This window comes from Novosphingobium sp. B-7, from assembly GCF_000410615.1.
GTDB classification, from domain to species: Bacteria; Pseudomonadota; Alphaproteobacteria; order Sphingomonadales; family Sphingomonadaceae; genus Novosphingobium; species Novosphingobium capsulatum.
The window spans coordinates 12,600-24,140 of record NZ_KE148512.1; the positions used below are offsets into that span (position 1 = coordinate 12,600).

An 11,541-nucleotide genomic window follows, 5' to 3' on the forward strand; every position below is an offset into this window, starting at 1 on the left:
GGCTTTGGCGGCGCCACGCGCCTGAGCGAGGCCCAGCTCGACGAGATCGAGGACGCGCTGATCATGTCCGACCTGGGCCCGCGTGCGGCGGCGCGCATCCGCGCCAAGCTGGCCAGTGCCCGGTTCGAGCAGGGGCTCGATGATGCCACCCTGCGCGGCGCCGTGGCCGATGAAATCGCCGCGATCCTGCGCGGCGTGGCCAAGCCGCTCGATATCGTCGCCTTTCCCCGCCCGCAGGTGATCCTGGTGATTGGCGTCAATGGTTCGGGCAAGACCACGACGATCGCCAAGCTGGCGCACCTGTTCCAGGAACTGGACTATTCGGTAATGCTGGCGGCAGGCGACACGTTCCGCGCCGCCGCGATCGGCCAGCTCAAGGTTTGGGCCGATCGGCTGGGCGTGCCGATCATCACCGGGCCCGAAGGCGGCGATCCCGCCTCGATCGTGTTCGACGCGGTCAAGGCAGCCACCGATGTTGGCACCGACGTGCTGATCGTCGACACCGCCGGCCGCCTGCAGAACAAGCGCGAGTTGATGGACGAACTGGCCAAGGTGCGCCGCGTGCTCGGCCGCCTCAACCCTGAGGCGCCGCACGACGTGGTGCTGGTGCTCGATGCCACCAACGGCCAGAACGCGCTGTCGCAGATCGAGATTTTCAAGGATGTGGCCGGCGTATCGGGCCTGATCATGACCAAGCTGGATGGCACGGCGCGCGGCGGCGTGCTGGTGGCGGCCGCCGAACAGTATGGCCTGCCGATCCACGCCATCGGCGTTGGCGAAACCATCGACGACCTTCGGCCGTTCGATCCCGATCTCGTTGCCAAGGTGATTGCAGGGGTGTTTCAATGAGCGCGGACCAGGCCCAGCCCAAATCGCAGCCCAAATCATCCTGGGTGAACCTGGCGGTCGATTATGGGCCGCTGCTGGTGTTCTTCCTGGCCTATCGCCATTTCAGCCCGGACAAGAGCAGCGATGCCGGCGTGGGCGCAGTGGTGGCGATCACCAAGAGCACCGTGGTGTTCATGATCGCCACAGTAGCCGCGCTGATCGCGTCGAAATGGCGCCTGGGCAAGGTTTCGCCGATGCTGTGGCTGTCCACCACGCTGATCCTGGGCTTTGGCACCCTTACCGTGTTCCTGGGCGATCCGTTCTGGATCCAGATCAAGCCCACGGTGATCTACCTGCTGTTTGCCGCCGGCCTGTTCATCGGCCTGGCGCGCGGCAAGGCGGTGCTGCGCATGCTGCTGCAAAGCGCGTTCGACGGGCTGGATGAAACCGGCTGGCGCAAGCTGTCGCGCAACTGGGCGTGGTTCTTCCTGTTCCTGGCCGTGCTCAACGAAGTGCTGCGCCATACCTTGACCTTTGATGGCTGGCTGACGGCCAAGCTGTGGGGCGTGAGCGCGCTGTCGTTCCTGTTCACCTTTGCCCAGATCCCGATGCTGCTGCGCCATGGCCTGGGCAGCGAACAGGGCGTGGAAGAGGCCGAGACCAACACGCCACACGATTGATCGCACCGCGTGGGGGAACGGCATGGCGCGTTCGGCGTTGGCCTTGGCAAACCACCACGAACGGGAGTGACCGTCACATGCGCCGTATTTTCCTTGCCCTTCCCGCCCTGATGCTGGCCGGCGCCAGCCTTGCCGCCTGCTCGGAAAAGACCCAGGACAAGACGGCCGCCGCTGCCGACTCGGCCGCCAACGATGCGCAGAACGCCGCAAAGGATGCCGGCCGCGCCGCTGACAAGGCTGCCGATAGCGTGGGTGCCGCCGCCGACAAGGCGCTCGACAATGCCAGCCGGGCCGCTGACAAGGCCGCCGACGACGCTGGCCGCAAGATCGACAAGGCGGCCGACAAGGCCGGCACCGCCGCCGACAAGTTTGGCAATCGCGTGAAGCAGGGCGCCGACGAAGCTTCCGACACGCTCAAGCACTGATCTTGAACGCAGGCTCCGTGCCCCCGGCTCAGCCGGCCAGCAAGCCTTCCAGGCAAGCGGTCAACTGAGCCGGGGCATAGGGTTTGTGCATGATCTGTACATTGGCGAACTCTGCCTCCACCGCGCCATAACCGGTGGCGATGACGAAGGGGATGCCCCGCTCGCGCAAGGCGCGCGCCACTGGTGCCCCGGGTTGCCCATTGAGGTTCCAGTCCAGCACCGCTGCATCGAGGGATTCTGTCGCAGCCGCCGCGATGCCCTCTGCCTGCGTCCCCACCGGACCGATCACCTGCGCGCCCTCGTCCTCCAGCACATCGGCCAGCATGGCAGCGACGATGAACTCGTCCTCCACCACCAATATGCGGCGACCAGACAGCGATTGGGCGCGGTCGGTCATGCAGGGTCCTTCGTCGCGTCTGACCAGATCGGGGCAATGGCAGGCGCTTCAAAATGCTGGGCCGGCAACACCAGGCGCACAACAACGCCATCAGGCGCGTGATCGATCTGCGCCTCTCCCGAAAGCTGCCGGGTGATGGCATCGCGGATCAGGCGTGAACCAAAGCCACTGCGCGCGGGCGGCGCCACCGGCGGTCCGCCCTGCTCCCGCCATTCCAGCGCCACCGCGCCATCATCGCCCACCTCCCAGGCAATTGTCACCGTGCCTTCGGCGTTAGACAGCGCGCCATACTTGATAGCGTTGGTGGCCAGCTCGTGCAGCACCATGACCAGCGACACCGTGGCCGCCGCGCCCACCGTCACATCAGGCCCGCCAAGGCTCAAGCGTTGGGCGCCACCATCGCCCTGCACACTGCCTGCGCAGATCGTCAGCCCCTGCCGCACCACATCGGCCAGCAGCGCGCCAGCCCACTGACCACGGCTGAGGATGGTATGCGCTGCCGCCAGGGCATGCAGGCGGGCGGTAAAATTCTCCACGGCCGCCGCGGCGGGCTGCTCGATCCCGCGAAACGATTGCCAGGCCATGGCCTGAACCACCATCAGCGAGTTCTTGACGCGGTGGTTAAGCTCTTCGATCAGCAGGCGCAGCCGGTCTTCCAGGATCTTGCGCTCGGTAATGTCGATCCCGGTCGATTGCATCACCTGCCAGCGGCCCTGGGCATCGAATTCCAGCGCATGGTTGCGCCACAGCGTCCACCGCACGCTGCCATCGGCCGCCTCCAGGCGGTTTTCGATGGTGCGTGACGGGTTTTCCGGGGTCAGCAGCGCCATCTCGCGCTGGATCGTGGCGTGCTCGCTGGTGGGGATGAACTTCCACACGTTGCGCCCGGTCAGCGCGGCGCGCGGGCTTTCCATCATGCGGGCATAGGCGGTGTTGGCAAACAGGATCGTGCCATCGGCGGTGAACCGGCACAGCATATCCAGCTGGGTATCGAGAATATCGCGGAGGATATCAGCTTCAGTCACGCGCAGGGCGCCCCAAGATTGCGCAGCTTACCGAGCATGGCATGCCACGCCGCAGCGGCAAGCCCTGCACGGCGCCGCTTTCGATCAAATCCGCAGCTGGCTGCCAAGTTCGACCACACGGTTCGTCGGCAAGCGGAAGAATTCCATGGCGCTCGCCGCATTGCGCAGCATCCAGGCAAACAGCTTTTCCCGCCACAGCGCCATGCCCGGCTTGTCCGACGGAATCAGCGTCTGGCGCGAGAGGAAGAAGCTGGTCTTCATCATGTCGAACGGTTCGCCGCAGGTGGTGATGGTCTTGAGCGCGGCAGGCACGTCGGTCTCTTCCAGGAAGCCGAAGCGCAGCGTCAGGCGATAGAAGCCGTTGCCGAAATCCTTGACCGCTGACCGCTGCGCCAGATCGACATAGGGTTCGTCCTGGATCTGCACCGTCAGGATCACCACCCGGTTGTGCAGCACCTTGTTGTGCTTGATGTTGTGCAACAGCGCCGAGGGCACGCCGTTGGAGGCCGAGGCCATGAAGATCGCCGTACCGGCCACCCGCGCCGCGCTGGAATGGGCAGACTTGGTGAACACTTCGAGCGGAATGGACCCTTCGGCCATCCCGGCGCGCATCAGGGCGCGCCCACGCGACCAGGTGGTCAGCAGCGTAAAGATGGTGATGCCCATGGCCAGCGGCACCCAGCCGCCATCGGGGATCTTGGTCAGGTTCGCGCCCAGGTAGCCAAGGTCGATCGCCATGAACAGCGCCAGCAGGCCAGTGGCCAGCACCGGCCGCCAGTGCCACAGCTTGATCAGCACCACGCCCAGCAGCACGTTGTCGATCATCATCGCGCCGGTCACGGCAATGCCATAGGCGGCCGTGAGGTTGGAGGAATGGCGGAACATCAGCACCAGCAGGATGACTGCCACCATCAGCGCGGAATTGATCACCGGGATATAGATCTGCCCGGCCGACGTGCTGGTATGGCGGATCGTCATGCGCGGGATGAACCCCAGCTGGATCGCCTGCTGGGTGACCGAGAACGCGCCGGAGATCACCGCCTGGCTGGCGATGACCGCCGCCAGACTGGCAATGATCAGCAGCGGCCACTGGAACCAGTCGGGCGCCAGGAAATAGAACGGGCTGACCAGCGCGGCAGAGCCTTCGCGCATCAGCAACGAGGCCTGGCCCAGATAGTTGAGCACCAGCGCCGGCAGCACCAGCGCCAGCCACGACACGCGGATCGGGTTGCGTCCGAAATGGCCCATGTCGGCATAGAGCGCTTCGGCCCCGGTCACTGCCAGAACGGCAGCGCCCATGGCCAGGAAACCGCGAAACGGATCGGCGGCAAACATGGCCACGGCGTGATGCGGAGACAGCGCGCCGATCACCTCGGGCAGCAGGGCAATGCTCATGGCGCCCAGCACCGCGATCGTGGCGAAATAGACCAGCATGATCGGGCCAAAGAACGTGGCGACGCGCTCGGTCCCGCGGCTCTGGATCAGGAACAGGGCAATCAGGATGGCCACCACCATCGGCACCACCCAGCTTTGCATGCTGGGCTGATAGACCGAAAGCCCCTCGATCGCGCCCATCACCGACACCGCCGGGGTGATCATCGAATCGCCATAGAACAGCGCGGTGGCAAAGACGCCCAGCAGAACGATGCCACGGCCCCAGCGCTTGCCGGCAGTGTGCTGGTTGATCAGCGCCAACAGCGCCAGGCTGCCGCCCTCGCCCTTGTTGTCGGCGCGCATGATGACCGAGACGTATTTCAGCGTCACGATGATCATCATCGACCAGAACATCAGGCTGACGATGCCATAGATATGCGTCTGGTCGAGCGGCAGGCGATGATGCCCGGCAAAAGTATCGCGCAACGCATAAAGCGGGCTGGTGCCGATATCGCCGAAGACCACCCCGACAGCGCCGACCGCCATCTTGACCAGGCTGGCCTGGCCGTGGCCGTGCCCAGCATGCCCGCCATGGCCCGTAACGGGCGAGGCAGCATTGGCCGTGGACGGATTCCCTGCGGTTCCGGCGTTACCCACGGCATCACCCACGGCATTGTTCATGGCGAGACTGCCCCCGGCCGCTTCGGCCCCATTGCACTGTCCGGCCCGCGATAGAGCCGAATCGGGGCGGCGCTTAGCACCGGCACCCAACCTGAAGCAATGGTGACCAAACCGCCATCTGTGGCAAGCGGTTCCCGATATTTCACCGGGCGGCGGGCTTGGGCGTGGGGGTTGCTGCGCCAGACGGGGCCTTGGCGGCTTGCGCCTGTCCCGATGCCTCAGGCTGTGCCGGCGGGATGGGCATGCCACTGGCCGCCATCATCTGGTCTAGCCGCGTCAGCCGCATCGCCAGATCCTGGCGATAGGGCGCATCGGCGGGCGAGCGAGCGAGCAGATCGGCCCACAGCGCCCGGGCATCGGCAAGGCGCCCCGATTGCGCCATAGCCAGGCCCATGAAGAACGGCGGGCCGGGGTGATTGGGATCGATCATCGCCGCGCGGCGGAACGCATATTGCGCGGCCGGGGTGATCAGGCCCTCGCTATGGCCGACCAGGGCATTGCCCAGCGCCACCTCGATATCGGCATCGTCGGGGTTTTCCTGCGCGGCCTTGGCCAAGACATCGGCCGCTGCGCGATATTGCCCTTGCCGGGTCAGGCCATCGGCCAGGATCAGCCAGCTACGCCCCTTGCCAAAGGCACTGCCCATGGCCTGGCGCTCCTTGAGCAGGGCCGCATCGGCCACGGCCGCGTTTTCCACAGACGGGGTGGGTGCGCCAGCCTCCGCCGGGTGCCCCTGCAGGGCATAGCCCGCCAGGCCGAACAGCAGCGCAGCGCCGGTCACTTCCCACCCGGCGCGCGGCAAGCGCCCCACCAGCACGAGCGCGGCAAACACGATGGCGGCAACGCCCAGAACGATCACCCAGGTCATGGCTTGTCCTTGCGCAGGGCCGCATCGGCCCGTTTTCCACGGCGGAAACGGCCCCGCAGCAGCAGGGCGGCAAAGCCCAGAAACACCACTGGCGCGGCAAACAGCGGCCAGGTCAAAGGCTTCACCTGCGGCGTATAGCTGACATAATCGCCATAACGATCGATCAGCCACTGCCGGATCGCCTCGGGATCTTCGCCGGCGGCAATGCGGGTGCGCACCTCGTTGCGCATGTCGCCAGCCATCGAGGCATCGGAATCGGCGATCGACTGGCTCTGGCACTTGAGGCAGCGCAGCGTTTCCATCAGCGCCTGCGCCTTGGCCTCCTGCGCCGGATCGGGCAGCTGGCGATAGGCATAGGGCGCGGGCGGCAGGCTGTCTTGCGCGGCCAGCGGCGCCAGTGGCAGCAGCAGCGCCAGCGTGGCCGCAGAAATGAAACGAGCCCGTTTCATTGTTCGGCTTCCTTGAGCTTGGCCAGGATCACCGGCACGTCTTCGGGCATGATCGCGCCGATATGCTGGTGGCGGATCACGCCATGGGCATCGACCACGAAGGTTTCCGGCACGCCCGACGAGCCGATGCCGATCTGCACCTTGCTGAGATCATCCTGGCCGATGCGGGCGAAGGGATTGCCATTGGCGGCCAGGAACCGCGCCAGATCATCCTTGCGATCGCGGATCGCCACGCCGTCGATCTCTGCCCCGGCCTTGGCCAGTTGCGCCAGTTGCGGCGATTCGACTGCGCAAGGGCCGCACCACGAAGCAAAGATGTTGAGCAGGCGCGGCTTGCCACCCACGAACTGGGCATTGCTCAGGCCCGGCCGGTCATCGCTGGCCGGCGGCAGGGCAAAGGCCGGGATGGGCTTGCCGATGAACGTGCTGGCCACCTCGCGGTTGTCTGGCCGCACCAGGCCATAGACCACCAGCGCCAGGAAACCGCCGAACAGCACCAGCGGCAACCACAGCGCCAGGCCTGGCCGGCGCGCGGGGGAAGCGGGCTGCGTGCTCATCGTCCCTGCCTTTCCCGGCGGAACGCGATTTTGTCGACCGCGACCAGCCGCTTTACATCGCGCGCCACGCGGCCGACCAGCGCCAGGAAGCCGCCCAGGCCCACCAGCAGGCCGCCCAGCCAGATCAGCGGCACGAACGGCTTCCACCAGAAGCGCATCTGCCAGCGACCATCCTGGCCCTCTTCCCCCAGAACCACATAAAGCTGGCCGTTCCAGCGGGTTTTCAGGGCAGATTCGGTGCGCGTGCCCGGCGGATTGGCAAAGACCCGCGCCTGGGGCAGCAGCACCGTGGCGTCGCCGCCATCATAGCGGGCCGAAACCGTGGCCTGCAGCGCGGTCCAATTGGGCCCCGCCACCGGATCGATGCGATCGAGCGTGAGGGCATACGGCCCGACCTGGCGGGTTTCCCCCGGATTGAGCGCAGCAAGAGTTTCGGTGGAAAAGGCGCTTTCGCTGGCCATGCCCAGGGCCGCCACGGCAATGCCGAGGTGGGCAATGACCATGCCCCAGATCGGCAGCGGCGTGCGGCGCAGGTTGCGCCCCCGCAGCGGCAGCAGGCTGGCGATGGCGAGCCCCGCGCCCAGCGCCAGACCCAGCGCCGGCAGCACCCTCACCCCGGCGACAAACGCCGCGCCACCGGCGGCGATGGCCACCAGCGCGGGCACGGCGAGGATCGGCCCGATGCGCCCGCCGCGATCATCCTTCCAGCGCAGCAGTGGCCCCACGGCCATGACCACGATCATCGGAAAGGCAAAGATCGCCGACACCGGGTTGAAATAGGGCGGACCCACCGAAACCTTGACGCCGAACGCCTCGGTCAAGAGCGGATAGAGCGTGCCGAGCAGCACGATGCCGAGGATGCCGCACAGCATCACGTTGTTGAACACCAAGGCCGCCTCGCGGCTGACGAAAGCAAAGCGCGCGCCTTCGGTTACCGTGCTGGCGCGCAAGGCGAACAGCAGCAGCGCACCGCCGATGTAGATCGCCAGCAGCGCCAGGATGAAGCTGCCCCGCGCCGGATCGACGGCAAAGGCGTGGACCGACGTGAGAATGCCCGAGCGCACCAGGAACGTGCCGACCATCGACATCGAAAAGGCGATCACGCCAAGCATCACCGTCCAGGCGCGAAGGGCATTGCGCGCCGCCAGCACCGAGACCGAATGAAGCAATGCGGTGGCCGCGAGCCAGGGCATGAGCGAGGCGTTTTCGACCGGATCCCAGAACCACCAGCCGCCCCAGCCCAGCGTGTAATAGGCCCAATAGGAGCCTGCGGTGATTCCGATAGTCAGGAATATCCACGCGCCCAGCACCCAGGGCCGCATGGCGCGGGCAAAGGCAGGGCCGACGTCGCGCGTGATCAGCGCACCCACGGCAAAGCTGAACGCGATCGAAAGCCCGACATAGCCGACGTAGAGCGTGGGCGGATGGAACGCGAGGCCGATATCCTGCAGCAGCGGGTTGAGCCCGGCGCCTTCTGGCGCGGGCTGTGGCAAGCGGGCAAAGGGGTTGGAGGCGAGCAGCAGGAACGCGTAGAAGCCGAGGCTGACGAAAGCCTGCGCCGCAAGCGTCGCCATCAGCGTCTTTTCCGGCAGGCGCCGTTCTACCAGCGCCACAAAGCCCCCCGCCAGGCTCATGATCGTGACCCACAGCAGCATCGAGCCTTCGTGGTTGCCCCAAGTGCCGGCAATCTTGAAGATCAGCGGCTTGGCCGAATGGCTGTTTTCCGCCACCAGCTTGACCGAGAGATCGGTGGTGACGAACAGGGTGATCAGCGCGGCAAAGGCCAGCGCCACCAGAATACCCTGCATCACCGCCACCGGACGCACCACGCCCAGCATTGCCGCGCCCTGCGGCCGCAGCGCCAGGGCGCCCGCCACGAGTTGCAGCACCGCCAGTGCCGCCGCCATCCACAGGATGGCAAGACCGAGTTCCGCGATCATTTCGTTTCTGCCACCACGGCCTTGGCCTGCCCTTCCGTCATGTCCTTCATCTCGCGCGGGACATATTTCTCGTCATGCTTGGCCAGCAGATTGTCGGCCACGAAGGTTTTTCCCTCCATGCGGCCCTCGGCGACCACGCCCGATCCTTCAACGAACAGATCCGGCGTGATCCCGGCATAGCGCACCGGCACGGTGGCCTTGCCATCACCGACCACGAACGTGATCGTCACGCCATCGGGCATCGTCTTGATCGAGCCGCGCTGCACCATGCCGCCCAGCCGCACGGCGCGGCCCTGTTCGGGCGGGTGGGCGACCAAGTCGCTCGGCACATAGAAATAGCTGGCCTGCGTGGACAGCGCCCAGGCGGCCAGCAGCCCCGCCCCGATCAGCGCGGCCAGCGCGATCACCAGCAGGACCAACCGTTGATGCTTGGCCTTGATCGCGCTCATGCCTGGTTCTTTCGTGCCGGGGCGCGGGTTCCGCCGCGCACCGCGTCGCGCCGGGCCTCTGCCCGCCGCATCGACCATAGCGTGATGCCAACCAGCAGCAGCGTGCCCACCACCCCGATGGTGAGGGCCGCCGCCACATAGTGCCATTGATCAAGTCGTTCATGCATGATGCGGGTTTCCGTGGAGCAGCAGCGCGCGGTGCAACATCAGGCCATGGCCTTGCGGCGCAGGCGCGCCTCGGCCTGGATATCGGCCAGAAGCGTGCGCATGCGCGCCAGCACGACACCGCCAAAAATGCAGGAAAAGCCCAGCGCGCCGATCAGCAGCGGCCACAGGAACGTGCCATCGATGGCCGATTTGCCCATCGTGATCGAGGCGGGCTGGTGCAGGCTGTTCCACCACACCACCGAACGGTTGATGATCGGGATGTTGATCGCGCCAACCATGCCGAAGATGGCGGTGACGCGGCTGGCCCCGCTGCCGGCGGCGGCATCACGCTGCGCCGCGCCAGCCAGCGCGATATAGCCGAAATAGAGGAACAGCAGAATGAGATAGCTGGTCAGGCGGCCATCCCACACCCACCAGGTGCCCCAGGTGGGCCGTGCCCAGATCGATCCGGTGATCAGGCACATGGCCGTGAATGCTGCGCCCGGCACCGCCGCCGCGCGCGCCGCGATGGCCGCCAACGGGTGGCGCCAGACCAGTTCCACCAGGCTCGACACCGCGATCGTGGTCCATCCGGCCATGCCCAGCCAGGCGCAGGGCACGTGGATGAAAAGGATGCGCACGGTCTGCCCCATCAGCCGGTCAGGCGGCACCATCAGCAGGCCCCAGGCCAGCGCGCCAAAGGCCAGGACCAGGCCAACCCCCAGCAACAGCGGCATAAGCCAGCGGGCAAGCCGCAGGAAACGGGCGGGATTGGCAAAACCGTGCATGTTTTTGAACTTGGGATCCTTCTCCACCGGGCATGGCCCGGCCCGCATGCTGTGCCATTGCGCCAGATCAAGGGCAAGCAAAACAGCGGCGCGAAGGCCTTGAACCTTGGGATGAAACGGGCGCGCCAATGCCGCGCCGGGACCCCCGCAGGGAATGTCTTGTCATGTCGGGAGAAATGGGGCGATCGAGGGGGTTCGAACCCCCGACCTCCGGTACCACAAACCGGCGCTCTAACCAACTGAGCTACGATCGCCACGGCGGCGCCCTGGGGCGTTGTTCCGCGTTCCGAGCGAAGCTGCAAATGCGTGCTCCGTTCGGGTGGCCGCCCTTGCAACAATCCTGCCGCCTTGAAAAGGGAAAACTTGCATCGGGGGATAACTTTTTCAGCGATCAGCCGCCTCGCCCCAGCTGCGCCCGGCGATCCGTGGCGGGGTGGTGCCGGCATCGATCAGCAGCTCTTCCTCCACGGCTTGCGAATCGATCGTGGCGCCCAGCCGCACCCGCAACCAGCGATCGACCAGCACGATTTCCCCAGTCGCCAGCCCCTGACCCGCACCCAGCGCAGAGGCCAGATCGCGATAGCCGCCGGGTGGCGCCTGGGCGATGATCTGCTCGGCCCGAGCCACGCTCAGCGCATCGGGCGCGAACATCGCCAGAAGGCGTCCCTGCCCCGGCGCCAGGCTACCCAGCGCGATGGGTGAGCTGCCCACTTCGGGCAAAGCACAGAGCCAGGGGGCAAGCCGCGCATAGAGGGCGCCGGTCATGCCGCGCACCGCGCGCAGTTCACCCACGGCCACGAGCGGGCGGCCTGCGGTGCGATAGGGCGTGGCCAGGCGCGCATAGTCGGCATCTTCTGCGCCATCGGGCAAGGACAGCGCGTCGCTATCGATCCAATCGGCCATGGCCGCCACCAATGGCGCGGCCTGGCTGCT

Annotated in this window: 14 protein-coding genes and 1 tRNA gene; 3 read left to right on the forward strand and 12 right to left on the reverse strand. The window is 66.4% G+C overall.

Annotation, left to right across the window (positions count from 1 at the left end):
* The 3 genes from ftsY to H926_RS30200 form a co-directional block, all read left to right on the forward strand.
* Positions 1-849, forward strand: an 849-nt coding sequence (gene ftsY, locus H926_RS0123225) for a signal recognition particle-docking protein FtsY (RefSeq protein ID WP_022678367.1), incomplete at its 5' end; no start/stop codon positions are given.
* Positions 846-1,508, forward strand: a complete 663-nt coding sequence (locus H926_RS0123230) for an inner membrane-spanning protein YciB (RefSeq protein ID WP_022678368.1) — start codon at positions 846-848, stop codon at positions 1,506-1,508. The genes ftsY and H926_RS0123230, both read left to right, overlap by 4 nt.
* Positions 1,509-1,585: 77 nt before the next feature.
* On the forward strand, positions 1,586-1,933 hold the full coding sequence (locus H926_RS30200) for a hypothetical protein (RefSeq protein ID WP_022678369.1): 348 nt from the start codon (positions 1,586-1,588) through the stop codon (positions 1,931-1,933).
* A gap of 28 nt (positions 1,934-1,961) precedes the next feature.
* Here the strand turns inward: H926_RS30200 and H926_RS0123240 are convergent, their stop codons facing one another.
* From H926_RS0123240 to H926_RS31285, 12 genes are all read right to left on the reverse strand, one after another.
* Positions 1,962-2,330 (reverse strand): response regulator, encoded by a 369-nt coding sequence (locus tag H926_RS0123240; protein WP_022678370.1) that lies wholly within the window; start codon positions 2,328-2,330, stop codon positions 1,962-1,964.
* Positions 2,327-3,355 carry a sensor histidine kinase gene (locus H926_RS31280; protein WP_022678371.1) on the reverse strand — a complete coding sequence of 343 codons (1,029 nt, stop codon included), beginning with the start codon at positions 3,353-3,355 and terminating at the stop codon, positions 2,327-2,329. The genes H926_RS0123240 and H926_RS31280 overlap by 4 nt, the downstream gene beginning before the upstream one ends.
* An 84-nt stretch (positions 3,356-3,439) precedes the next feature.
* On the reverse strand, positions 3,440-5,410 hold the full coding sequence (locus H926_RS0123250; RefSeq protein WP_022678372.1) for a potassium transporter Kup: 1,971 nt from the start codon (positions 5,408-5,410) through the stop codon (positions 3,440-3,442).
* A 142-nt stretch (positions 5,411-5,552) separates the two neighbouring features.
* On the reverse strand, positions 5,553-6,278 hold the full coding sequence (locus tag H926_RS30210) for a tetratricopeptide repeat protein (RefSeq protein WP_022678373.1): 726 nt from the start codon (positions 6,276-6,278) through the stop codon (positions 5,553-5,555).
* Positions 6,275-6,727: a cytochrome c-type biogenesis protein gene (locus tag H926_RS0123260; protein ID WP_022678374.1), complete on the reverse strand. Its 453-nt coding sequence runs from the start codon at positions 6,725-6,727 to the stop codon at positions 6,275-6,277. The genes H926_RS30210 and H926_RS0123260 overlap by 4 nt, the downstream gene beginning before the upstream one ends.
* Complete coding sequence (locus H926_RS0123265) at positions 6,724-7,284, reverse strand: DsbE family thiol:disulfide interchange protein (RefSeq protein WP_022678375.1); 561 nt, start codon at positions 7,282-7,284, stop codon at positions 6,724-6,726. The genes H926_RS0123260 and H926_RS0123265 overlap by 4 nt, the downstream gene beginning before the upstream one ends.
* Positions 7,281-9,224, reverse strand: a complete 1,944-nt coding sequence (locus tag H926_RS0123270) for a heme lyase CcmF/NrfE family subunit (protein ID WP_022678376.1) — start codon at positions 9,222-9,224, stop codon at positions 7,281-7,283. The genes H926_RS0123265 and H926_RS0123270 overlap by 4 nt, the downstream gene beginning before the upstream one ends.
* On the reverse strand, positions 9,221-9,673 hold the full coding sequence (ccmE, locus tag H926_RS0123275; RefSeq protein ID WP_022678377.1) for a cytochrome c maturation protein CcmE: 453 nt from the start codon (positions 9,671-9,673) through the stop codon (positions 9,221-9,223). Before ccmE ends, H926_RS0123270 begins: the two co-directional genes overlap by 4 nt.
* Positions 9,670-9,840, reverse strand: a complete 171-nt coding sequence (locus tag H926_RS34175; RefSeq protein ID WP_022678378.1) for a hypothetical protein — start codon at positions 9,838-9,840, stop codon at positions 9,670-9,672. Before H926_RS34175 ends, ccmE begins: the two co-directional genes overlap by 4 nt.
* 39 nt (positions 9,841-9,879) lie before the next feature.
* Positions 9,880-10,608, reverse strand: a complete 729-nt coding sequence (ccmC, locus tag H926_RS0123285) for a heme ABC transporter permease CcmC (protein WP_028658416.1) — start codon at positions 10,606-10,608, stop codon at positions 9,880-9,882.
* Between the two features lie 177 nt (positions 10,609-10,785).
* Positions 10,786-10,862: transfer RNA gene (locus tag H926_RS0123290), tRNA-His, on the reverse strand.
* 130 nt (positions 10,863-10,992) lie between these two features.
* On the reverse strand, positions 10,993-11,541 hold a 549-nt coding region (locus H926_RS31285), incomplete at its 5' end, for a general secretion pathway protein GspK (protein ID WP_192816580.1).